The sequence below is a fragment of the Actinacidiphila glaucinigra genome (assembly GCF_035918135.1).
GTDB lineage: Bacteria > Actinomycetota > Actinomycetes > Streptomycetales > Streptomycetaceae > Actinacidiphila > Actinacidiphila glaucinigra.
The window spans coordinates 190,558-213,316 of record NZ_CP109145.1 but is presented as its reverse complement, the minus strand read 5'-3'; the positions used below and the strand labels follow the sequence as shown (position 1 = coordinate 213,316).

Annotated in this window: 18 protein-coding genes; 7 read left to right on the top strand and 11 right to left on the bottom strand. The window is 66.7% G+C overall.

What is annotated here, in order from left to right:
- Positions 1 to 273: 273 nt before the first annotated feature.
- On the top strand, positions 274 to 1,734 hold the full coding sequence (locus tag OIE69_RS44200; protein WP_326581802.1) for a hypothetical protein: 1,461 nt from the start codon (positions 274 to 276) through the stop codon (positions 1,732 to 1,734).
- Positions 1,735 to 1,900: 166 nt separating this feature from the next.
- Here OIE69_RS44200 and OIE69_RS44195 read toward each other — a convergent pair whose 3' ends face one another.
- Together OIE69_RS44195 and OIE69_RS44190 are read right to left on the bottom strand one after the other, a co-directional pair.
- Positions 1,901 to 2,965 carry a cytochrome P450 family protein gene (locus tag OIE69_RS44195; RefSeq protein WP_326581800.1) on the bottom strand — a complete coding sequence of 355 codons (1,065 nt, stop codon included), beginning with the start codon at positions 2,963 to 2,965 and terminating at the stop codon, positions 1,901 to 1,903.
- The gene (locus OIE69_RS44190; RefSeq protein WP_326581798.1) at positions 2,965 to 4,242 is read right to left on the bottom strand and encodes a cytochrome P450 family protein; all 1,278 of its coding nucleotides are present in this window, start codon (positions 4,240 to 4,242) and stop codon (positions 2,965 to 2,967) included. Before OIE69_RS44190 ends, OIE69_RS44195 begins: the two co-directional genes overlap by 1 nt.
- A 608-nt stretch (positions 4,243 to 4,850) precedes the next feature.
- On the opposite strand from OIE69_RS44190, the gene OIE69_RS44185 reads away from it, so the two are divergent.
- From OIE69_RS44185 to OIE69_RS44175, 3 genes are all read left to right on the top strand, one after another.
- Complete coding sequence (locus OIE69_RS44185) at positions 4,851 to 6,197, top strand: ATP-binding protein (protein WP_326581796.1); 1,347 nt, start codon at positions 4,851 to 4,853, stop codon at positions 6,195 to 6,197.
- Positions 6,198 to 6,206: 9 nt separating this feature from the next.
- Entirely contained in the window at positions 6,207 to 6,617 is a 411-nt protein-coding gene (locus OIE69_RS44180; RefSeq protein WP_326581794.1) for a hypothetical protein, read from the top strand.
- 160 nt (positions 6,618 to 6,777) lie between these two features.
- Entirely contained in the window at positions 6,778 to 8,376 is a 1,599-nt protein-coding gene (locus OIE69_RS44175; protein ID WP_326581792.1) for a cytochrome P450 family protein, read from the top strand.
- Between the two features lie 96 nt (positions 8,377 to 8,472).
- On the opposite strand, the gene OIE69_RS44170 is transcribed toward OIE69_RS44175, so the two are convergent.
- Both OIE69_RS44170 and OIE69_RS44165 read right to left on the bottom strand, forming a co-directional pair.
- Entirely contained in the window at positions 8,473 to 9,834 is a 1,362-nt protein-coding gene (locus OIE69_RS44170) for a cytochrome P450 (RefSeq protein ID WP_326581790.1), read from the bottom strand.
- A gap of 243 nt (positions 9,835 to 10,077) precedes the next feature.
- Positions 10,078 to 11,397 carry a cytochrome P450 gene (locus OIE69_RS44165; RefSeq protein WP_326581788.1) on the bottom strand — a complete coding sequence of 440 codons (1,320 nt, stop codon included), beginning with the start codon at positions 11,395 to 11,397 and terminating at the stop codon, positions 10,078 to 10,080.
- An 809-nt stretch (positions 11,398 to 12,206) separates the two neighbouring features.
- Between OIE69_RS44165 and OIE69_RS44160 the strand changes: the two genes are divergently transcribed.
- Positions 12,207 to 13,667 (top strand): cytochrome P450 family protein, encoded by a 1,461-nt coding sequence (locus tag OIE69_RS44160; RefSeq protein WP_326581785.1) that lies wholly within the window; start codon positions 12,207 to 12,209, stop codon positions 13,665 to 13,667.
- A 375-nt stretch (positions 13,668 to 14,042) separates the two neighbouring features.
- Here OIE69_RS44160 and OIE69_RS44155 read toward each other — a convergent pair whose 3' ends face one another.
- Positions 14,043 to 14,267, bottom strand: coding sequence for a hypothetical protein (locus OIE69_RS44155; RefSeq protein ID WP_326581783.1), 225 nt, complete (start codon positions 14,265 to 14,267; stop codon positions 14,043 to 14,045).
- A 683-nt stretch (positions 14,268 to 14,950) separates the two neighbouring features.
- Between OIE69_RS44155 and OIE69_RS44150 the strand changes: the two genes are divergently transcribed.
- The gene (locus tag OIE69_RS44150; RefSeq protein ID WP_326581781.1) at positions 14,951 to 15,730 is read left to right on the top strand and encodes an IclR family transcriptional regulator domain-containing protein; all 780 of its coding nucleotides are present in this window, start codon (positions 14,951 to 14,953) and stop codon (positions 15,728 to 15,730) included.
- 128 nt (positions 15,731 to 15,858) lie between these two features.
- On the opposite strand, the gene OIE69_RS44145 is transcribed toward OIE69_RS44150, so the two are convergent.
- Positions 15,859 to 16,623 (bottom strand): hypothetical protein, encoded by a 765-nt coding sequence (locus tag OIE69_RS44145; RefSeq protein WP_326581779.1) that lies wholly within the window; start codon positions 16,621 to 16,623, stop codon positions 15,859 to 15,861.
- 417 nt (positions 16,624 to 17,040) lie between these two features.
- On the opposite strand from OIE69_RS44145, the gene OIE69_RS44140 reads away from it, so the two are divergent.
- Complete coding sequence (locus OIE69_RS44140; RefSeq protein ID WP_326581777.1) at positions 17,041 to 17,730, top strand: hypothetical protein; 690 nt, start codon at positions 17,041 to 17,043, stop codon at positions 17,728 to 17,730.
- Positions 17,731 to 17,745: 15 nt separating this feature from the next.
- Here OIE69_RS44140 and OIE69_RS44135 read toward each other — a convergent pair whose 3' ends face one another.
- From OIE69_RS44135 to OIE69_RS44115, 5 genes are all read right to left on the bottom strand, one after another.
- Positions 17,746 to 19,605 (bottom strand): AAA family ATPase, encoded by a 1,860-nt coding sequence (locus OIE69_RS44135; RefSeq protein WP_326581775.1) that lies wholly within the window; start codon positions 19,603 to 19,605, stop codon positions 17,746 to 17,748.
- Positions 19,606 to 19,708: 103 nt separating this feature from the next.
- Positions 19,709 to 20,368, bottom strand: coding sequence for an HAD-IA family hydrolase (locus tag OIE69_RS44130; protein ID WP_326581773.1), 660 nt, complete (start codon positions 20,366 to 20,368; stop codon positions 19,709 to 19,711).
- Positions 20,365 to 21,537, bottom strand: a complete 1,173-nt coding sequence (locus OIE69_RS44125; protein WP_326581771.1) for an MFS transporter — start codon at positions 21,535 to 21,537, stop codon at positions 20,365 to 20,367. Before OIE69_RS44125 ends, OIE69_RS44130 begins: the two co-directional genes overlap by 4 nt.
- Positions 21,534 to 22,316: an isopentenyl transferase family protein gene (locus OIE69_RS44120; RefSeq protein WP_326581769.1), complete on the bottom strand. Its 783-nt coding sequence runs from the start codon at positions 22,314 to 22,316 to the stop codon at positions 21,534 to 21,536. The genes OIE69_RS44125 and OIE69_RS44120 overlap by 4 nt, the downstream gene beginning before the upstream one ends.
- Positions 22,317 to 22,335: 19 nt before the next feature.
- Positions 22,336 to 22,710, bottom strand: coding sequence for an SH3 domain-containing protein (locus OIE69_RS44115; RefSeq protein WP_326581767.1), 375 nt, complete (start codon positions 22,708 to 22,710; stop codon positions 22,336 to 22,338).
- Positions 22,711 to 22,759: the final 49 nt, after the last annotated feature.

Sequence of the window (22,759 nt, the reverse complement as noted above, 5' to 3'; positions counted from 1 at the left end):
TAGACAATCGTGCGCAACAGCCGAGGCGGGCTCCCGCTCCTACGAGAACACGAGCTGGCCCGTGCAGGTGTCGACGTCCGATCGCTCCGCAGGATCAAGGTGTCTCTGGGTCGAACCGGTAGCAGCAAGTGGCACCTGCCTGCAACGTCGCCCGGAGCGCGGTGTCGATACGGGCAGTACGTGAGTGGAAGCCCTCAAGCGTTGCTGGACGTACTACCAGACATCTGTGGAACCTGCGCCGCTCTGATACGACTGCGCCCAGTCGAGGAGTCGTTGTGGATCGCAGCCGCCGAGATCGTTGAGGCGGACGGGCGTGCCAGAAGCCTGGAACAGCCATCGCAGCGTCTGGGGGCCTGGCGCGGATATCCGCTGGCGCTCTGGGAGGCCGCACGGCACCGAGACTCTCGGGTCCGCGCTCGATTGGAGCCGCTGGCGGCCAATGAGGAGTTTGCACCTGCAGCGAGGCAGATGGCCGCGGCTTGGTCGACGGTGCTGCAGCGGTCAGAGTCGGCGCTGGCGGCCTGGCGAGTGGCAGCGCCGGCAGCCAAGGAAGCTGCCTCCATCAGCACCGCGTGCGACGCAGTCGCCGCCGGTGAGAGGGTCAGCGAAGAGGGGCGGGAGTTGGCGGCGGCGATCGACCGGACATGGTGGGGCGAGCCGTGCGACGTCTGGTCAGTGGTGCGCCGTGCATGGAGCACTGCTCGCGCGCAGGGCGCCAGCGCCGAGTCAGCTCTCGACGCCGCGATGCATGCTGTCGAGGGCCACTGGGGCACGGCGCGGGTGCGCGATGTAACAGCTCTTCCCCGAGTGGCGAGCATCCCGGCGTATGGCTGTTCCTCTCCAGCGGAGTGGGCCGATCGTGAATTCCAATACCTCTGGAGAAGGTATGTGAGTCAGTCCTGCCAGAAGCTGGAGACCGCCATGCGGACAGCCGGCGGCGGCGGAGCAGTGCGCCATCAGTTGCTGCTCGTGACCGGCTGGCCCTTGACTCGCGAGCGCGACGTCGATCTTGCATACCTCGCTCAGTACGAGCAGGTGGGTCCCACCGTGCCGTGCGGGGGTCGGCGTGAACGGTCGTCCTGGGCGCCGAACCATGCCGTCGTACTTGCCGTTCCCGGGAATGCCGTCCGTCACGCCACAGCTCACGCCCGCGCTCACGGCGGACGGATTGTCGCGGGCCCGCGACTACCCAAGGGCCGAGAGAACATCGAGCGTCAGGCGTTGGCACTACTTCGCTTGGCTTTCCCGTACGTAGCCAGCGACGCCGAGGAAGACGTACGCGCATCAGGAGTGTCGTTGCCGGTGATGCAAGCGCGCGCCGCGAGCCGTGAGGGCCGGAACGCAGCTTGGGCACAGCTTGAGGGAGATCTGGATGGCGTTGAGCTGTACAGTGCGCTGGTCCGCGGCGGCTATCGGTGGATACCCGATGAATCCTTGGATGAAGCCAGTACGGCGTCCGCTGCGCTGACCCGTGTGGTAGCGCTCGGGCTCCGCGACTGGACGATGTCCCTGAGCGTCGAGTGCGGGCGCAGGCCCGACACGACTCTGCACACGCTGTACGGCGCGGTCAGGACGTTCAACACGAGCACGCTGGGCTTTTCGCCTACCGGGGGCCACCCGGACATGGAGATACCGTTGCATCGGATCATTTCCCTGACGGGCGACGCGCAGCGCCGGATCCCTGCGGAGGTTCCGGTTCATGAGCCGTACGTAGATCCCGTTCCGCAGGCATAGCGGTGGCTGAATCGGCCGCGCAGGTGGCGGCCCCCGCCGCGTGTGTATGGCGAGCGCGTGTGCCTGAGTGGCACACGGCGGCGGGAGTGCTACCTCCGGCTGCGGAGCCGCGGCCGGCGCGGGAGATGTCAATCCGCTGGGAGAGCGCGCCAGGTGACCGGGTTGATCAGGACACCGGGCGCAGGATCACGGGAAGCTCACTGATGCTGTTCACACCGGGGGCCGGAGTCCTGGGCGGCGCCTGGTCAGAGGCCAGCCGGAGATCCGGGAAGCGCGTGAAAAGGCGGGACAGGGCGATTTCGGCCTCGAGTACGGCGAGCGCGGCGCCCGGACAACGGTGTGCACCGTACCCAAAGGCGAGGTTGCGGTGGCTGTCACTTCGGCGCAGGTCGAACGTGTCAGCGCCGGAAAAGGCGTGCGGGCATCGTCCGGTCGCGGTGATCGGAACAATCACCAACGATCCCTTGGGGATGACAGTTCCTTCGACCTCCATGTCGCTGGTCGTGTAACGCGGCATGGTGAAGCGGACCGGCGCGTCATAGCGCAGGGTCTCCTGGACGGCCTGCTCCCAGCCCACCGCTCCCTCGAGGAGCAGCTGAAGCTGATCCGGGTGCCGGTGCAGGGCCAGGACGGCGCTGTTGAGAAGGTTGACAGTTGTCTCGTGGCCGCCGAGGACCACGATCAGCAGGTTGGCGACGACCTCTTCGGGGCTGAGGCTGCCGGCGTCGCAGGCGGAAATCAGATCGGTGGTGAGATCCTCCCCAGGCTTGGCGCGCTTGAGGTCGACCAGGCCCTGTAGCGCCATCGGAAACTCCTGCCAGGTCTGCTGCGACTCCTCCGGCGTGATGTCCATGCGCAGGACCGCCGCGGACAGCCGGTGGAAGCGGTCGCGCATGGCCGGGTCGTCGGGAACACCGAGCAGTTCGCAGATGACTGTCATGGGCAGCGGTAGGGCGAACTGTGCCCTGAGGTCGATAACGCCGGCGGCGCCGGATTCCATGTTGTCCAGTAGCGCATCGGTGATGGCTTCGATCCTGGGGCGCAGGGGCCGGACCCTGGCGGCAGTGAAGGCTTTTTGGATGGGGCCGCGCAGTCGTGCGTGGCGGTCGCCGTCGGCGTTGAGGAGGTTCTGGGCCAGGAAGAAGGGTCGCTGCGGCCAGTCTTCGGGCACCAGCCCGTCGTTGTTGTCCTGCCAATGTGCGGCGTCTTTGCGGATGGAGGCGTCGGCCATCACCTGCCGGGCCGAGGCGTGCGAGGTGACCGCCCACGCACGTACGCCACCAAGGAACTCCACCGGGAAGACCGCTCCGTGGTCTCGGAGCCTGGAGCCCTCGTGTCCGTCGGCGTCGGGGGCTGCTGCGAGAAGTACAGGGGCTGTTGTGGCCACGGAGAATCTCCTCTGTCGAGATGATGAATGGGGGTAAAAGTAACGGGCAGGCTCGCAGGCCCACGGACCACCAGCGGGGGCGCCCATTCCACGTCTTCTACGGGGACTGCGAGGGCTATATCGGGCAGGTGGAGAAAGAGTCGCTCCAAGCCGATATAGACGATGTGGCAGGCCAAGTCCTGGGCGGGACAGGCGTGAGCACCAGCGCCCCAGGCCAGGTAGGCGTGATGTCCGACGGCTGAGAAGGGGTCAGAGGGTCGGGTACCTGAGCCGGAGGCGGCCAGGCCAAGGACGACCATGTCGCCCTGTTCGATTTGGCAGCCGCCGAATTCCACGTTATGCAGAGCCCACCGGTTGAAAACGTTCTGTAGTGGCGGCGCCTGCCATAGCCCGCGGTTGGCGACGTCGCCGACTGACACTCGCGCGTCGTGAATCTGGGCGCGGAGCCGAGTGTCGGTGAAAATCTCCAGCAGAGTGTTCGACATCCACGCCGACGTGGTGAAAGCCGTGTTCATCATGAACCAGCTCTGAGCTTCAACCTCGTCGACGTCAAGCCTGTCACCCGTGGCCTTCAACATGCGGGAGATCAGGTCAGGCCCCGGGTGCTTGGTCTTCTCCGTGACGACCTGGCGGTGGACGTCGTCCATGCGGCGCGACGCATCGTCGGCGTGCGGGCCGACGCGGATGAGCTCGTGCACCGATGCTTCGACTTGATCGGCGTAACGACTGTCGATGCCCAGTAGGCCCATCATCACCAGGAGCGGCAGTCGGTGGGCAAAGTCCTGCTCGATGTCGACCGCTCCCTGGTGTGCGAAGCCGGCGATGAGCCTGTCGGCCAGTTCGGTGATGAAAGTGCGGGTCTGGAGACTGTGCTGTTCCAGGTCGGCGAAGGCCTCCACCACGGGCCGCCGACGGCGCGCATGCTCCGCCCCGTCCTGGCACTGCATGTGGCCTCGGGGATCGAGGAGCCGCAAGAGAGGATGGTTGCCCTGGGTGGGTCGGTGTTTCCAGACCTTGGGATCGTTGCTCCACCACTCGTTCCGGTTCTGCAGGACGTCACGAGCAAGGTCGGGGTCCAGCACCATCCAGCCCCAGAAGGTGCCATCCTTGTCGACCTTCACAGGGACAACGGGGCCATGGCGGCGCAACTGTGCGTAGTACTCCAGCGGGTCCAACTCAAACTCAGGACCGTAGAGAGGGTGGCACTCCGGCGACCTCCGGATCGGCGGTGAGGAATGCGTGCGAGCGTCGGCATGGGCAGGGCAGCTTGCTGCCGTGCGTTTGAACAACGATGAGGTCATGAGTTCTCACTCCGCGCGCCAAGACCGCATGGACAGTGGGATGCGGTGCCAGCATGTCTCCCGGACCGCTTGTGGTAACTGTGACAGTGCGGTACCTGCGGCACATGCCGGGTCGAGTTGCGAGAGCGACGCCGCTACGCTCACATCTTGCTGTTCTACCTGCACGTTGCTTCCCCTAGTGCCTTTTGCGGGAGTCGGGTGATCAATGACCCGCCGTCTCCCCAACATCGCGGCAGGTGAGGTGGATGTGCAAGCGGGTACTGGAGTCTTGCCGAGGCTCGGCAAGTTTGTGACGGGCAGGGGGTTTGTTGCCGGTGGGGCAAGATACGCGACGCAAGAGGCGTGGCCTGGCGGATCTGCCAGCTGACCTGCACCCAGCCATGTACGCGTGGGCTACGAAGCTCCGCGAGTTCTACATCGGCCTAGAGATGACCCTGGGGGAGCTCCAGGGCGTCCTTGGTCTCGACCCGGGCACGTTGTCGCGGTACCTGAACGGTCGGCGCCTGCCTGAGATCGAGTTCCTTGGGCGGCTGTACCAAGCCATCGAAGACAAGCTTGGCGCGCCCCTGGTCCCCGAGGTTCGCGCCAACGTACGTGCCTTGTACTTTGCGGCGTGTGCCGCGCACGATCCCAACCGGCACGAGGTCTACGTGCTGCGGGACGAACTGGCCGCGGCCCAGCGCAGGGCGCAGGAGGCCGAGGAGCAGGTCCGCACGCTGGAGGCGCAACTCAGCATCGAGCTTGATCGCCGCGGCGAATTGGAAAACCGCTTGCACTCCTTGCAGATTGTTGCGGTTGCTGAGTCTGGAAATGGGGCCGAGGTGGTGCGCCTCCGAGACCAACGTGAGGAGTTGTCACGTCAGTATGAGGACCACCTGCGGGCCCTCACCGACCAGATGCGGAGGCTACGAGACCTGGAAGACGCCTATCACAGCACCGGCGAGCAGCTTCACCAAGCGGAACGACGCCTGGAGGCCGGGCTCGAGGAGGCATGGCGTGAGGAAGAAGCCAGCGGCAGCCGTCGGCGCTGGCGGAGCCGTGCTTCTGATGGCCCGCCAGACCAGCTGCCGCTCTCGCCGGATGCGGCACGCGAGGCCTGGGCGGCCTTCGCTTTGCTAAGCCGGCGCAGCCAGGTTCATTTGCAGCGGCTGCTCGCCGAGATCGATGGGGCCCGACACGGTCACCGGGATCCGGATGCTGCGCTCAGCGCGGTCGCTAAACTGGCGATCGGCGCGCGCCGCAACAGCGAAAACATGCTCCTACTCGCAGGTGAGGCTCCTGGACGGGTGTGGTCGACGCCAGTTCCGCTGTCGGAGGTCCTGCGCCACGCCGCAGCCGAGGTCGAACAAGGAGCCCGAATCGACCTGGCAGATGTACCGCCAGTGTTCGTCGGCGGGCGGGAGGTTGCCGGCCTCATCCGGCTGTTTGCCGAGCTACTAGACAACGCCGCACGCTTCTCCGCTCCTGCGACCAGAGTCACGGTGAGTGTCGAAGTCCTCCCTGACGGTGGGGGGACCGTTGCGATCCACGATGCGGGGATCGGCATGTCTGAAGAAGACCGCGAGACCATCAACGCGCGGCTGAGCAACCCACCCAAAATGCCAGGGAGTCGCCGCCAAGGCGTACACATCGTGGGGTTGCTCGCTGTACAGCATCAGGCCCGCGTTCAACTCGATCCCCACCCGGGCGGCGGAACGTCCGCGTACGTCACCCTCTCGCCCCTGTTGTTCACCGCCGGCCGGCGCAGCCTGCCCGCGGCCGATATGGCGCCCTAGGTAAAGGTCATGGATTCCGAGCGGCGCCTGACCACACAGGGCGCGGGTGAACTGAAGAAGTTCAAAGGTGATGGGGACGAAGACATGGTCAGCGCAGCCAAGCAGCCAGAGCGGTATCAGGCTGTTTTTGTCGACATGCATAATGCCAACCAGCTGGAACCGCCGTATGCCACGCTACGGGGGGCGCAGAAACGCTGTGAGCGTGACCTCACAGGTGCCTGGACCGGAGACGGCGTGTTGGAGCTCAGCTGGGAGCTGGGTGCGGAGGCTAAGGCGGATGCCGTCCCGTCCCGTCGCTGGAGGATGATGATGAAGACCAATTTGCACAGGGAACCGGTCTCCAGTGGCTACGAAGTTCTTCTCGTCGCTGACGCCGTAGACGTGCAAGCGGGCCATGCGACTGGTGACCACCGGGTCTGAGAATGGCAGCAGTTGCAGCAAAGCCACTCCGGCTAGGGGATCATGGCGGTGTACAGGCCGTGCTGGCCACAGGGCCAGGCCGCAAGGCTTGGCTGCTTTGCGGATTGCCATGGTGGAAAGCCGCCGCGACCGGCAGATCCCCTCGCCCCCCGGAGACCGCATGTCCCCCTCCTCTGATAGTCCGCGCCGTTGCCCCGTCGGCGCCCAGCCTCTGTTCACCGACGCGTTCTACGTCGACGTGGTGAGCAATTTCGACAGCCTGCGGGCCGAAGGAACCGTCATAGCCGCGCAGATCGCTGAAGACGCCTCGGGCTGGCTGGTACTCGGTTACGACGAGGTCCACGAGGTCCTGACGAACGGCGACGGTCTGTGGACGACAGACTCCGGTCGATGGCACGGCTGGCCCGTCACGGGCGACAGACCTCCGCTGGCGGTCATCGACATGGCCCTCGGCGAGAGTCCACGCTTCGCCAGCAGCGCCGTGCAACGGGACCTTGCCGTTCCCTTGGAGCGAGCGCTCGGAGAACTGCATCCTGAGCGCACCATCCAGTGGATCAGTCAGATCGCTGACGAACAGGTCGAGGTTTTCGCGGGCCGCTACTCCGGCGCCGCGGAACTGATGGCCGACTATGTGCAGTGGCTTCCCACCCGCATCATGATGGGCCTGCTCGGCATGGACCAGCGGTACTCCGCGGGCGTCTCCAACGCGTTGGGCGACCTCCGCGAGCCGGAGCACGCCGAGAGAGGTTCCCGGAAGCTTGACCACTTCTTGGACAAGCTGGTCACAGAGAAGCGTGCCGAGTTCGGCCCCGACCTCGTCTCCTGGCTCATCGCGCACGGGCCTGACCTCACACCGCAGGAAATCCACGTACAGACGCGGCGGCTCCTGACTACGGGCCTGGCCGCCACCGAAGCTCTCATGGGCAACACGCTGTTGGCGATGCTGACCGACCCGGAGCTACGTCGCGCAGCCCAACAGGAGTCCGGCGGCATGGGCGAAGTCACCACGCAGGTTCTGCAGCGGCTGCTGCCGCGCACCGAGCTGTTGGCCCGGATCGCCACGCGGGATACCCGTCTGGGAGACGTGGACATCAGCGCTGGGGACCTGGTCGTCGTGTCACTCGCCGCGGCGAGCGCTGATCCCCGCGCTTCGGTCACCATGTCGGGCTACGAGATCGCGTGGGGTCTGGGCGACCATGCGTGCCCGATGCCGGCGCGTGACCTCGCCCTCCGGATCGTCCACACGAGTGTTGAGCGGCTCTTCCATCACCTGCCGGATCTGATGCTGAACGCTCCGGCCAGGGATCGTCACACCCTTCCTGTGTCGTTCACGCGCGTCCGGGAGATGCTCGTGGAAGGCGAGCCGACCTATCTGCCCGATCCGATCTTCACCACGGCTCCGCCGACACCGGCGGGCCACCAGCCGCTGTGGGCCGGTCCGGATCCGCAGGCGGTGATGATGGAAGCCCTCGGCGAGTACGTGGTCTTCGACAAGCCCTACCCGCACCCGTTGCCTGCCGAGCTCGCCCCATGGCACGGCTACACGCGGCTCGGTGGGCACATCATCTACGTCGTGTATGACGACGGCAGCCTCGGGCCTTCCCCGTCGCCCCAGGACCTGGCGAACAACATGTGCCCGGCCTCCGTCAAGACTGTCCTGCGGGTGGGCTGGCGTGCCATCGAGGGGTACGTGGTCTGCGAACTGCCCTGGGATCCGTGGAACGGGATCGTCACGCCGGAAGAGGACTACGAGCGGTAGAAGCAGTACGGCAAGAACACCAAGGGGCGCCGGTGCAGAGAGCACCGGCGCCCCTTGGCCGTGCAGCTGGCCGGAAACCGAACGAGCGACCGCAGGTCAGGCCGCGGTGCGCCGCATAGGCGCCTGACGGGGGCTGACCGTCATGGGCAGGTGATCCGGGTAGGGCATCGCTGCCGTGGCCGGGTGCGGCGCACGGCCCGGAGCCAGCTGCAGCCGCCAACGGGGCAGGATGGTGGCCAGCGAGATGACGATCTGAGTGGAGGCGAAGGCGTCGCCGATGCACTTGCGGGTGCCGGCACCGAAGGGCACGTACGCTTCGCGGGGCAGGAGACGCCGACGCTCCGGCTCCCACCGGTCGGGGTCGAACATCTCCGGGTCGGTGTAGACGCGAGGATCCCGGTGGAGGGCATACAGGCTGAACGCGATCTCGGTGCCGGTGGGGATGGTTACGCCACCAATGTCCACCGGCTCCGTAGCGCGGCGCATGAGCAGCGTGACGCTGTGAAGGCGTAGGACCTCGTCCATGACCCGCTGGGTGTACTCCAACTGCGGCACGTGCGCCAAGCCGACCTCATCGTTGCCGACCACTGCATCGATCTCGGCCAGGATTCGGGCCTCGACCTCAGGATGGCGGGCGATCTCGTACATCGCCCAAGAGAGGGTGGATGCGGTGGTCTCGCTGCCAGCGAAAAGTATGGTCATCAGCTGGTCCCGGACCTCGCCGTCGGAGAGCGATTCGCCCGTCTCCGCGTCCCGGGTGGCCAGCAGGGTGGACAGCAGGTCGGGCTGGTCGGTGTCGCCGCTCTCCCGGGTGAGTGCGATGACGTCGTCGATGACCTTGAGGAGTTCTGCGGTGGCCGCGTCGAACCGGCGGTTGGCCGGGATGGGGAGGTGATCCAGGACCTTGGGCGACACGGCGCGGGCCAGCATGGTCTTGAGGATCACAGGAACGTTTTTGTGGACGGCGTCCACCGCGGGTCGGCCCAGGTCCGCGGAGAACATTGTCGCGGCCAGCGTATTGATGACGAGTTCTGCCATCGCCCGTTCCACAGCGATCGTCTGGCCGGGCTTCCAGGCGTCGACGGCTGACTGGGCCTCGCGACTCATTGCTGCTGCGTAGCCGGCGATGCGCGCGTGGTGGAAGGAGGGCTGCATCAGCTTCCGGTGCTTGCGGTGCGTCGCGCCGCCTGAGTTGGCCAGGCCGTTGCCTACGAGGGGTCGCATGCGGTCGAACAGGCGGCCCTTCTCGAAGCTGGGGCCCTTGGTGACCATGACCTCCTTGGCCAGGGTCGAGCTGTTCACGAAGTAGACGGGCAGGGGACCCAGATCGACCCGAACGAGGTCGCCGGTGTTCCTGAGTGAGTCCACGAAGTCGAGTGGTCGGCGCCAAAGGGGCAAGACGTGGCCGAGGAGCGGTAGGCCCTTCGGGGCGCGCGGTATGGAAGGCAGCCCTGTCACGACGACGCTCCTCTGCGTTGGGAACACATATACCCATCATGAATGCCCATTGCAGCAATGGGTACACGGCCGCTTCACGGTCCGATGCTGACGAGAAGTCGCGCTGACCAGCGCTGTTCTTCTGACGGTGCGCCATTGGCCGCAACGGGCGTGGTTGGGGACCGGTCACACAGTGGCGAAGGGACGCAGGCAGGGCTGAGGCGGTGCACAGGGGTACTGTGCACCGCCTCCAGGGGTAAGCGATCAGCCGCGGCCTGTGATCCGCCGCAGCAGTCGCGTCCAAAGCGACGGACGCCGGCCTGCGGAGGTGGGTACAGCGGTTGCGGCAGGAACGCCCAGCGTGGACGCCTGCAGAGGCGGCAGCGCCTGCGGCGCAGTGGCCGGCTGCGGCGCAGGGACCTGCTCCGGCAGTGCCGGGCTCGTGCGCGTTGCCTCGGGCTCCACGGCCCTGCTGGGCTTGGAGGGGGTGAACGTCACCGGCAGCGTGCGCAGGTGCCTGGTCAGCCAGGTGGCGTCGTAGGTCAGGTCCTCCTCATCGAGCGCCAGGGCCATGTCGGGGAGCCGGCCCATGAGCGCTTCGATGCCAGTGTCGGCGATGCTGCGGCCGATGTCCTGACCCGGGCACTCGTGGGGGCCGCTGCTCATGGAGACGTGGGACTTGTTGCCGGCCAGCGATGCGTCCAGGTCAGGTCGGATCGCCGGGTCGCGGTTGGCCGCGGCCAAGGCAAGCACCAGGAAGTCGCCCTTCTTGATCACCTGCTCGCCGAGGTTGGTGTCGCTGAGGGCCCAGCGCCCGGGGATGGCGTTAAGGGGCGGAGCGTCCCACAGGACCTGCTCCAGAGCGTCGGGCAGCGTCATCGACCCGCCCGAGAGCTGACCACGGAAACGGGGGTCGGTGAGCACCGTCTTGAGCGTGTTGGCGATCAAGTTGACCGTCGTTTCGTTAGCGGCGATGAGGATCAGGCGCAGATGCTCCACGACCTCGTCGGTGGTCAGCTTCGACTCGTCCTTGATCAGCCACGAGGCGAGGTCGTGCGCGGGATTGTCCTCTTTGCGTGCGACCAGTTGCTGCAGTACCTCGGTGATGTAGGTGTTGCTGGCGAGCGCCGTTTCGGTGCCCTTCATCAGGTCGCGGGCGGCATCCACCAGCCGCGGCCCGTACTCCTCCGGCATGCCCAGGAGCCGGGTCATCACCAGCATCGGCAGCTTCTCTGCGAACTGCGAAATCAGGTCCGCCTTGCCATCCCGCACGAATTCGTCCACGAGCTGGTGGACGAACCGGGTGACGATGCTCCGGATCCCGTTGGATTTGAACGCGCCCAGCGCTCGGGTGACCGCACCGCGCAGCCGCTTGTGCTCGTCACCGTCGACGAAGAGGACAAGGGGCTGCCAGGCGACCATGGGGAGGATGGGCGAGTCCATGCCCAACTGTCCGTTCTTGACGGCCGTCCACTCCCGGGAGTCCCGGGTGAACCGCTTCGGGGAGCGCAGGACCTCCAGGGTGGCCCGGTGTCCGAGGACCAGCCACGCCGGGATATCACCATGGAGCAGGACCGGCGCCACGTCACCGTGCCGCTGCCGAAGCCGCTCGTACATGCCGCTCGGGTCGTCATCAACGGCGGGACCGTACAGGCGCTGGATGTCCGCAGGCGCCATACCGTGGGCGGGGCATCCAGGGGGCGGGACAGCGGCTTGCGGGGACGCGGCAGTGTGGGGGTCAGGGGGATTCACGGAGCCTCCGATGATGGGACAGCCGGTCGCATCTCGATGCGGTCAGGTCCCTGGCCGCCCTCACCAGCCGACGGCGCGAGGTCCTTCGTCCACCAAGGTGGAGTCCCCGTCATCGGATGAAGCGAACCTTGACCCTGAACCACGCCGCGCCCGACCCGGGATGCGACCCGCAGCGATAGCACGACAGGGCTGGCCGGACCTCCGCGAGGAGGCTGGGCCTGAAGTAGCATAGTGGGTTCCGCTCACGCTGTGCGTACGAGACGACTTATCTGACGAATCCTCAACTGCATTTTAAAAGGGGGCAGTTCGGGACGCATGCTTGCCTGCCGCCGGCGCCGAGACATCCCGCAGCCCTGCATCCCGGCGTACCGCTTCCGTGCTGGGCCGGACGCTGCCGGGGACTTCCGCTGATGTCTGAGCAATGCGCGCAGTCAGCCCGGGCTCAAGCCGAGCTGCCTTCGTGACGCCTCAGGGCCCAACCTGTTCGAACTACGCGACAGAAGCTCCTGAGTCCGTTCTCCATACGCCTGCACGGCCCGGAACCGAGATCGGCGGACAGATGGCGGCTACATGTGCCATCGTCCTGAGCGCGACAAGTTGATCGTGCCGCCGGACCGCTTCGCTGCTGATTGAGAGCACCGATGACCACATCCTCCCCCCACCGTGCCCCATCCGGCTGCCCCCTGCATGGAGCGACCGCTGACCAGCTGCCGCCGTCCGCCCCGCCCCCACGAGAGCCTCTGCCGCTGTACGGGGCGGAATTCGAGCGAGACCCGCTCGCGTACTACACGAAACTCCGGGAGTACGGCCCGGTCGTTCCGGTCAAGGTCAACGAGTCAGGCACCTTCTGGCAATGGATGGTCCTTGACCCCGACCTTGCCCGTGACGTCGCTCAGAACCGTCAAGGCTGGTTCAGCAACGATCCGCGTACCTGGGCGCGCCGTGAGGAGGTCCAAGAGAATCACCCGCTTCTGCGTCTCCTCGATCCTCGCGGTCACATGCAATGCCATGATGGCGCCGAGCATGCACGGCGCCGGCGGCCTGTCGTGGAGGCCTTCGCCGACTTGGAACAGCACAGTCTTCAGACACGGCGGTTCATCACCGCGCTGGCTGACAAGCTCATCGCCGGCTTCGCTCACAAGGGTGAGGCCGATATCGAGATTGACTTCGCTCACCGCCTGCCGCTGCTGGTCATGATGGGCCTGCTCGGCATCGACGCCCGCTATGCCGAAGAGGTCGAGGCATCGGTGCATGAAGTCATCCGGGTCACGCCGCAGGCTCACGACGGGTCACGTCGGTTGGACTCGATCTTCCGCCGGGTGGTTGTGGAAAAGCTCAAGGATCCGGGGCCGGACCTGACGTCCCGCATGCTGAAGGCTGCAGGTGGCAAACGGCGCGAGATCAACGAGGTTGAGTCCCAGAGCTGGTTCATGATGAACGCCTCGCTGACCACCGCGGCGTGGATGTCCAACACGGTCTTGGAGATCCTCACCGACACCGAGCTCCGGGCTCAGATCCGAGATGCGCGGGTGTCGGTCGGCGACGTTGCGAACAGAGGCCTTTGGCAGGCGCCACCCCTGCAGAACGTTTTCAATCGCTGGGCACTGAAGGATGTGGAGCTCGGCGGCTGCCAGATCAAGCGCGGGGACATGATCGTGCTGTCGCTCGCCGCCTCTGGGTCCCGCACGAGGCCGGACGATCCGTTCTCCGCTGTCGGGCACCAGGCCTACCTCGCCTGGGGCGCTGGTTCGCACGCTTGCCCTGCTCAGGATCTGGCCTGCCACATCGTCTACATCGGCTTGGAACGTCTCTTCCTCCACCTGCCGGGGATGGAGCTGACTGTGCCTGTGGATCAGGTGGAGTGGGCGCCAGCGCTCGTTGTGCGCGGTCCCGCCAGCCTTCCCGTCCATTTCAGTCCTGTACACGATCTCGACCGAGGGGTTTCGGCGGAGTGGCCACAGCAGCCTCTGTACTTCGCCGAGCATCCGCACTATGACTCGGCCGCTTCAGGTACCGCGGCGAACGATCGCTCATCGCGATCGAACTCGCTGAGGTCCTTTGTCCGTGGGCGGTCACCTCGGACCCCGCGGGGCGGCAGATGATGTTCCTCGTCACTTGTCCTTCCCGCTGGCCCTAAGCCCGCCCGGGGCGAGGCAGCTGAAGCGCGTCCGGTCGGGGTACGCCGCCCATCCTCGCCTTCCAGCAGGCGCTGGCCCAGCTACGTGCCGGGTGGCCACTGGCCCGGACCGCTGGCGCCTGGCTCAACGGCGGCGGAGCAGCGGTGCCAGAAGAACTTAGGTATGTCATCCGGCAGCGGGTCCTCGCCTCATTCGCGAAAGTGCACACTGCCCTGCGGCAGCAGGTTCGTAGGACTGCGCCGCGCTGTCGGAGTGGTGGGTGGACCTGCTCGACGGCCGCACTCGCGCCTTGTGGTGGTGGAGGTCGTCGTCGTGAACCAGTCGGATCGTACGTACCCGTCAGACGCCTTCCGGATGCGGGGACCCCTCCTCCGGGCGTGGGTGCAGGAGGTCGCGCAGCACCGGCGGGATCATGCCCGGCGGGTCCAGCAGTTTCCACTGGCACCCGGGGACCTGGGCATCCAGCTCTTGCGGCTTGCGGTGGAAAAGCAGCAGTGTGATGGCGGTGCCGGCCTGCGCGGAGGTGTTCCAGCGGCCGTCGCTCAGCCCTACTGACAGCAGCACGCTGGCCAGGAAGAACCGGCTCAGGCGCCCACTCCAGCGCGGCGTCACCAAGCTCGTCCGGGGTCAATTCCTCGTCGATACGACGCTCTGCCCGCTCCGTCTCTGCCCGTCGCATAACGAGCTGTTCGGCGAGCACAGGGCGCTTTTTTGGCCTGCCAGAACTCGCGGTCAGCGAACCCTGATACCTCTTCGCGCAGCAGCGAGAGGTCTTAGCGCCAAGTCTCGACGATGCGGCGAGCCGCCCATGAGCGCCCGCGACGCGTCCTTCGGGACCCGGCGCAGGTTCGGCATACCGTCGCCTGCACTGGTGACCCCGTGTCCTTGTTCGGGTCAGCGCGGAGGAGGGCTCGCCGACAACGGGCCAGTTGCATGGAGGATCCTGAGGCGCCTTGATGTTGCCAGCCCAACCGGAATGAGTCGGGCAGCAATATTGCCAGGCTGGCAATAAGGCCCTCTGCTTGGCCGGGATTCGCGCAGATTGCCGCCTCCTGGCAAGAACACTTGTGTCCCGAGCGCCCCTGCACGAACGTGGCTGCAGGACGGCGTTCCGGACAGCGATGGACGAGCAATGACCCGCTCGCGCCAGACGCCTGTCGCCCACGGGCGTCGCCTATGACACCTGACGCTGCAGCTGAACCGGCGTCTCGAGCGCGACTCAGGCGCAGGAGGGGAGTGCAGAGGCCATGGCGAGCCAGCGGGGCATGAACGCTCGCGGCGTAGGCACTCAGGCCGGCCGCACGTTCACGGTTCAACAGGCGTTTGCCGAACTTGGGCGCGCTACGGCATCTATGGGCGATTTGATCTCCGTTACGGGCCTTGATCTATCCACGGTAAGCCGTGTTGTTCAAAGCGGAATCAACTACGGCATCTTTTTGCGGCTTGAGCCGGGGGTGTACTCCCTCGCTGCGGCTGTAGAGCGCGGTGTCTGCTCCCTGCCCAAGACCGCGAGCCAGGAACTGCACGCCTTGCAGCGCGCCACAGATCAGGGGCTCGTGTTCCTGTACCTCAAGAGTCCGTTCGGATTGACCAGCCGTCACTGCATAGACATGGCGATCGGCGGCTTCGATCTCACAGCGCTGGGCACTACCCGGAAGGATCTGCTTTCCATCACGCATTCCCTGCGCCTGGGTGCTCCGGGGCGCGCCATCCTTGCCTACCTGCCGGAGCGTACTCAGGAAGTCGTTGCGTCGACTGCCCTGCCGCTGGCCGCTGGCCCCGGTGCCCTTCACGATCAAGACGTCTTCCGATCGGCGGTGGCCGACGTTCGGGACACCGGCTACGCCGTGGGATTCGAGGAGTGCCGCCAGGGCTGGCACTCGATTGCTGCGCCTGTCTTTTTGGGTGACGCTGTCATGGGCAGCGTTCTCGTCCTCATGCCAGCTGATGCGATGCCTGACCCGTCGCCGGAGATCGTAGCTGCGATTCAGATCACGGCTGCTCGGCTCAGCCGGCCAGAGCGGTAGCCCACAGGAGTCTCGAACGCACTATGCATCGTTCTGGGCAAGGCCTCCTCCAGAAGTACGAACGATGCGGCTTGAACATAGTTCGTGTCCGCTGGCCTCAGCGACGTCGTCGAGCAAGCGGACCGCGCTCAATAGGCCGGTGCCTCCACAATCACTCCCCTGGGCTTCGTCGCGTTCACGGGGGTGCCGAAGTCTGAGTAGGTGATGTCACCGACGGCGACGTTGCCGCGGCTCTTCATGGCGAGCAGGTGGGGGGCTCCGGTGGTTGCGATGAAGTAGGTGCGCGAGCGGGTGTCGACGCTGCCCGTCACCGGGATGGCTTCCTGTCCATTGATCTTGGTGATCTTGCCCTTGGTCATTGGCGTCGTCGCAGTCTCGGGGTACGTGAACTGCTTGCTGTTGCAGAAGCTTGCCAGGTCGGCCATGAATCTGTTGTCGGCGGGTCCGTGCAGCCACGTGCCCTCGGCCGTCTCGATACCGTTGGCGGCGAAGACTCTGAGGAAGTTCTCGTCCGGCAGCGCCCACACGTCATCACCCTTCTTGACGATGCGGTAGGAGCCTTCTCCTCTCATGTCGACTGTGCCGGCGCATTCGGTGGCGGAGATCCGCAGGTCGTAGGCCGACTCCTTTCGGATCATGCGTTCTCTCAGGGATGAGGCCTCGGCGTTGGCTTTGGTCGCGCGGCCGTAAATGTCGGCGGGCTTCAGCTTCTCCACTCGGGTCGCCTTGGTGTTGCTGGCCGGGACATCGGCGGCGGGCTTCACGGCGCCCGTTGATGGCCTCTGCGATAGGGCATCCCGGCAGCCCGGCAGCAGCATCAGCACGCCAGCGCATGCGAGCGATGCGACAGTGATGCGGGCGGGGCGTCGGCTGCTATTTGGCTTCGTCGTCATGGGATACACGATGCCGACCTGGGCACAGGGCGGGACTGCGCTTGTGTGTTTGGTTCCGCGTGCCGGGATGACAGCCGTGCTGACTGCTGGGTTGGTCCGCAGCATGGGACGGCACGCGCGGCACGAAATGACGCATGTGAGCGTGCTGTGTCGCCGGACTCTTGCCGGGAGGTCTGGTCTACGGGAGTGCGCTTGACATGCGCGATAGGCTCCAGGCCTCCCCCCTGAGCGAAGCGAAGGGCTGGAGCCGCGCTTGCCGGCGGTGCTACTCAGTAAGGTTGCTGGTACCGAGCGGGTGCACGGCAGACTGATGGTTCCCGCACTCGTTCGTGGTTGCCTCGCCGTAATCTGTGACCGATACGGGGTGCAGTGGGTAGCATCCGGCAGCAACACCATTTCGTAGAGAGCGGGCTGTCCATGGATGCCATGCGGTTGGACGTTTCCGGCATGGGGGACCTGCAGGCTGCGCGTTCGCAGCGAATTGCTGGCCACCTCGCCAGCATCGCATCTGAGCGTTCGCGCGTGCTCGCGGGCATTGAGGAATTGCAGACGCACCTTGCGGAACTGGATCGTGAGAGTGCTGTTCTCACTCGTCTGCAGAACGATGAGGAGAGCGTGGCTTCGACCGTGGCGCACGCTTCGACCGTAGTCTCCGAAGGCCCTTCGCCTTCCGAGGAGCCGGCGTCGGGCACCGACGAGGCCGCGGTTCCCCGACCTCGTGGTCGCAAGTCCGCTGCGGCTAAGCCGGCTCGCAGCCGTAAGGCAAGCGGGGGCCGGCAACGACCTGCAGTCGGCGCGCGATCGGCAAAGAAGGAGTCCGGGCCGAGTCTGGTGGCACTCGTGCAGCAGGTCCTCCACGCGACCCATGAGCCCCGCATGGTTCGGGAGGTCGCCGAAGCCGTGGCGGAACAACACCCCGACAGGGCAGCTTCGTCACCAGTCATCAGGAACACCCTGGAGAACCTTGTAGCCAAGGGGCTCGCAGAGCGGGAGCGGCGCCAAGGCTCCGTTTTCTACACCGCTATCCCTGCCGCCGATGCAGGTCGTGACCGTGGAACTGACGCGGAGCCACAGAGTGACGGAGAGGCCGCGTCGACAGAGGCCTGAGCTCTCCCTTGGGTCTCAGCGAACGCTCCGTCCAGCGCTTCCCTGCTGCTGGTGGGTGCGCTGTGTGCTGGCGGAATGGGACGTGGACGGCATCGGATCATGTGCTGGTGGGGCATCGGCAGCGCGCTTTTGCGAGTCGGCGATGATTTTCGACAGGCGTGCCGCGACGCTGAACGTATCGGTAGGCGCCAGCTCCATCACGTCTTGTAGAGCCTTCAAAGCCCGGCGCGTTGTGGGCATGCTCGTGCGCAGCGCTGCTACGTCACCTCGGAGCCGAGTAACACGAGACTGGGCGTCCTGAAGCTGCTCAGGTGTAACGAGGTCGCCTTCCCGTTTCGCTTGGGCACGTCGGGTCAGGACGTCCAGATCGTTCTCGAAACGCCGCAGGGTCCTCCACGTCATCTCAAAAGCGTCGGGGCCGAGCCCGGGCTTGCGGATGAGACGTTGTTCTAGGAGGCTACGCCAGCCGATGGTGGGCTTGATCTGCGGAATGCAGCGGTGCAGTGCGTTACGTGCCAGTTGTGCCTGGGCCGCGACGGTCTCGTCAATGCCGGTTTCGATGGCCCTCAACCGTTCGGAGAATTGGCGGTTCCCCTCGTCGACTCCCAAGCCGGCCGTTGCCTCGGCCGCGGCCACACCCAGCCGATGAAGGGCCGGCTTGGCCTCATCCCGCGCGCTGGCCAGGAGGTGCGCGTACATCAGCATCGCGTGCTCGGCATCGAGCTCGGCCAGGTGAACGCAGCACGCGTTGAACCACCCTCGAGCACCGTCCTCGGTCAGGTCCTCCTGCGGTGCCATCCCTGTTTCCGGGTGCGTCAGCCGATTCAGCTGGTGGCTGGCGCGCGAGAGGTCGTCCATCGCCAGGTCGGCCGCACGCGCAGCCTTGGGCGAGAGCTGCCGCCACGCTGCTGCGGCCTGCAGATCGTCGGGGAAGGCCTTCGGGTAACCGGGCATGACAGCTTCGCCAGGTTCCACCGTGCCAGCTGCCTGCCCACCAGCAGCGCCATTCTGTGCGGCACGATTCCGCACGGGCGGGTCGCCAGCCTCATCCACACCTGCCACGGGACGCAGCACCCTCAGCTTCGCCACGTCGGCTGCCCGCTCCGGATGGTGGGTCGCCAGGTGGGCCAGGATTCGATCCTGGCCCGCGCGCGCACTGGCGTTAACCTGACCAGCTTCAACGTGAGTAGCCGCTCGGTGAAGCACGCGCCACGCCCGCAGGAGTACGTCCGACCCGCCCGCGCTCGGGTTCTGGCCGAGGGCAAGGGCCGCGAGGATTTTGCGGGCCCCGCGGCGAACGAGCTTCGCCCCTACCGTGTGACGGTGGGAGTATGTCGCGGCCAGGTGGGACAGCACATCGTCGTTGGGCACGGTACCCATCGCCATAGCCCAGACGTCGCCACCGGTCCTCCAGCCCTGCACCGACGGACGCGACGGGATCCACTGGACAGGGTCGTCAGGCTGAACGAACCGCATTCTGCGGTCGAGCCAAGCTGCAGCCTCAGCCACCAGCGCTCGGCGTGAATCGCGCTGGCCAGCGAGGGCATCGCTGAGGTGCCGGTGGGCGTCCTGCAGCAGTTCGGAGGGGAGCAGGGGACGCCACGTCGCGCCTTGGTCATCACTGACTTGCGCAGAGACTGCGTAGACCTCCTCGCTCTCGATCCTCAAGTACCACTGGGTTGCTACGAGGGGATCTCTGATCAGCATCTTCGGGCCGGGGGTGTCGTCGCCCCAGGGATGCGTGGTGATGCTGGTAAGGGCGTAGAGCCGTTGCGGAGTCATCTCGGGCACGAGGCGGCCTTCCATGGTCGTGCCCGGGGCCGGGGTGCCGCCGAGGCGCCATAAGTCAGGCTGCCGGTTGTGCCCGGTGCGCATGAGGTCGCGCCGTCTTTGGTCCCGGGGAGTGGGAGAAAAGGTGCGCTGGTGACCCGCCGGACGGTACGCGCCCTGGTACAGGTCAGGGGCGTACCGTCCGGGGTCAGGCAGCGGAGATCAGGGAGGGCTTCAGCGCGGGCAGGGCGCGGGCGAGCTGGGAGGTGTTGCCGGTGTAGTGGAGGGTGCTGATGCCCAGCGCCTGTGCCGCCTGGCAGTTGCTGTCGCGGTCGTCGATGAACAGCGTTGTGGCGGGGTTCGGCCACCCAGCGGCGGCGAGGGCCGCCTCGTAGGCCTCGGGCGCGGGCTTGTTCCGGCCGAGCCTGGCGCTGTAGAGAGCGGCCGACATCAGGGTTGAGCGCCACTCGGTTGCGTCGATGCCGTCGGCGACGGGGTGCGGGGCGTTCGAAAGAACTACCTGCCTGAGCCCTGTCTGGTGGGCGGCGCGCAAAATGTTCAGCACGACCGGGTCTGTGTGCAGCCACATGGCCGTGTCGGTGGTGCGCAGCGTGGTGAGGAGGCCGGGGGTGAGGTCGCGGCCGCGGACCAGGCGTGTCCAGAAGGCGCGGTCGCTGTCGATGCCGGCGTCGTACGCTTCGCGGTCGGCCCAGAAGGCCTGCTGGAAGTTGAGGTGCATGTTGGTCGGCCATCCGGCCAGTTCGGCGAGCTCCGCCCACATGGGGGCCGTGGGCTGGCGTCCGATGACGCCGTTGTAGTCGAGAATCAGCGCTTCCAGTGAGGCGGGCGCGGGGGTGGCGGGGTTCAACGGGACTCCAGAGCTCGTCGGGCGGTTGCGGCGATGCCGACCGTAAGTACGGCGGGTAGGGCCAGGGCGGCTGGCAGGGTGATCCAGGAGGCGAGGGCGCCGATCACTGCGGGGCCGGCGAGCAGTCCGAGGTAGCCGGTGGCCGCCACCGCGGCGACTGCGCGAGGGCCTCCCGTTCCGGCAGCGGTGATCAGGCAGGGGACGGTGACGGAGAGGCCGAGCCCGAGGGCTGTCCAGCCAGCGATGGCGGCTGTAACGGAGTCGAGCATCAGGCTGCTGCCGAATCCGATGGCGGCGAGCAGAGCGCCCGCTCGGACCACCGTGGCGGGGCCGTATCGGCTGGTGAGACGGTCGCCGATGAGGCGGCCTGCGGCCATGGCGGCGCTGTACGCGGCGAAAGCGGCGGCAGCGATCGAGGCCTGGCCGCCGAGGTCGTGCACATGGACGGCTGCCCAATCCGCTGCCGCGCCTTCACCGAGGAGGCTGGACGCGGCGAGCCCGCCGAGAAGCCACAGCAGGCTGCGGGGGTGCTTGGTGGCGGGGGGCTGTGTGGAGGCATGCGACTGGTGGGTTTCAGTGCCGAGGTCGGCGATGTTGCGGGTGGCTGGTGCTGCGACGAGGGCGGCGAGGGCTGCGGTGATTCCGAAGACGGCGAAGACGACGCTGTGCGCGAGGTGGGCGGTGAGTGCTGCCAGGGCGGCGCCGCAAAGCGCGCCGGCGCTGTAGCCACAGTGAAGGCTGCTCATGATGGGTCGCCGGTATCTGTCCTGGCAGCGTACGGCTGCGGCGTTGGCGCCGACGTCGAGGACGCCGTGGACCAAGCCGAAGAGCAGCGCGAGCGTCGCGAGTTCGGGCAGAGTGCGGCCCTGCCCGAGAAGCACGAGCACCAGGGCCAGGCCGACGGCTGGCGCGGTCAGCAGCCGTGCTGGCCCATGCCGGTGAGCCCAGATGCCTCCGGCCTGGAGACCGGCGACCATGCCAACGGCTGCAGCGAGGAGCACGATCGACAATTGGCCGGTGGAGAGGTGGGCCACAGCCTGTACGGCGGGCATCCGGGCCCCCCACACCGCCATGAGCGCGCCCATGCCCGCGAAGTATGCGGTCAGGAGCCGTCGGGCGGCCACGGGAGGACGCAGAGCGACGACGGCCGGGATGGCGGTCGCGGTCACCGTTCACGCACCTCCACCCGGACCCCGAGATCGGTCAGTGCGGGCAGCACCTGCTGGAGTGCGTGGCGCTGCTGCCTGGCGTAGTCGAGGTGGGCACCAAGCACGCCTTCGAAGAGATCCATCCGCAGCATTCGCCCACTGCTGGATTGCAGCCTGGTGGGGGGCATGCCTCGGCGGGCGCTGATGTCGAGTACCTCGCGGTAGCCGACGATGCTGTGCAGGGGTTCCAGGTGCGCTGGGTCGAGGACGAGGTCGGCGACCTCGTCGAGCAGGGTGCGTGGCTCGTGGTCGCAGTAGCCGAGCATTTGCTCGACACGGCGTGCGACCTGGTCGCGGTAGCGGCGGGGGCTCGCCTCGAGCCAGACGTCGGCCCGCACGGTGGCGTTAGCGGTCCAGTCGCTGCGTCGTGCCAGCTCGGTGAGGAGCGATATCGACCCGCCCTCGAGTATGAGGGTGGTGGCGCCCGCGTCGCGGAGCCGCTTGATTTCACCGGTCAGTCGGTCCACGGCGTCGCCGGGGTCGAGGATGCCGAGGGCCAGCGATCGCTCGTCCAGGTAGATCCTGATGGTCCCTGCAGTCTCCGCGGGGGTGGGCCGGCCGGAGCCGACGGCGAGCTGCGGGTGGCATTGGATGCGGTCCAGGGCGATGACGGGGCTACCGTACTTGCGAGACAGCTCGACGGACCGCGCGGTCTTACCGATTCCGGTCGGTCCGAGGACGAGGATCACGCCCGGGGCGGGCTCGGCGCCCATACACGCGGAGCCAGGGACGGGGGTCATGGGCAGGTCTCCCGTCGGTTTACCGGTTGTACGGGCAGTAGGCGTCGCCGGTGGAGCACGTCTGCCAGTTGATGTAGGAGCCGGAGATCCAGCCGTAGGTGTTGCGGGCGATGCCGGTCCGGGTCTTGGTGTCGGTGGAGATGTAGTACCAGCTGCCCTTGCGGCAGCGGACGGTCAGCCGGTCGGATCCGTACAGCAGGCCCTTCGCTGAATACGTGGTGCTCGGACCTGAGCGCAGGCGCAGGCCGTCGCTGTAGGGCCAGACGTCCTGGTCGGTCACGTTGGCGGTGCACGCGGAGGAGCCGACGGCGGACGCGGTCGGGGCCAGGGCGATGCCACCACCGAGGAGGGCCGCGGTGGCGGTGAATGCGGCGGCTGTGCGCTTGAGCTTCATGGAGCTTGTGTCCTTCCGGTAGTCGCTGCGAGCGGGCCTGGGGGCCTCG

Coding starts and splice junctions, on each gene's coding strand:
- OIE69_RS44145 (WP_326581779.1), bottom strand. CDS start 16,623: ATGACGACGAAGCCAAATAGCAGCCGACGCCCCGCCCGCATCACTGTC.
- OIE69_RS44175 (WP_326581792.1), top strand. CDS start 6,778: ATGTCCCCCTCCTCTGATAGTCCGCGCCGTTGCCCCGTCGGCGCCCAG.
- OIE69_RS44185 (WP_326581796.1), top strand. CDS start 4,851: ATGACCCTGGGGGAGCTCCAGGGCGTCCTTGGTCTCGACCCGGGCACG.
- OIE69_RS44160 (WP_326581785.1), top strand. CDS start 12,207: ATGACCACATCCTCCCCCCACCGTGCCCCATCCGGCTGCCCCCTGCAT.
- OIE69_RS44180 (WP_326581794.1), top strand. CDS start 6,207: ATGGATTCCGAGCGGCGCCTGACCACACAGGGCGCGGGTGAACTGAAG.
- OIE69_RS44120 (WP_326581769.1), bottom strand. CDS start 22,316: ATGACCCCCGTCCCTGGCTCCGCGTGTATGGGCGCCGAGCCCGCCCCG.
- OIE69_RS44135 (WP_326581775.1), bottom strand. CDS start 19,605: ATGCGCACCGGGCACAACCGGCAGCCTGACTTATGGCGCCTCGGCGGC.
- OIE69_RS44195 (WP_326581800.1), bottom strand. CDS start 2,965: ATGGCCGACGCCTCCATCCGCAAAGACGCCGCACATTGGCAGGACAAC.
- OIE69_RS44140 (WP_326581777.1), top strand. CDS start 17,041: ATGGATGCCATGCGGTTGGACGTTTCCGGCATGGGGGACCTGCAGGCT.
- OIE69_RS44150 (WP_326581781.1), top strand. CDS start 14,951: ATGGCGAGCCAGCGGGGCATGAACGCTCGCGGCGTAGGCACTCAGGCC.
- OIE69_RS44115 (WP_326581767.1), bottom strand. CDS start 22,710: ATGAAGCTCAAGCGCACAGCCGCCGCATTCACCGCCACCGCGGCCCTC.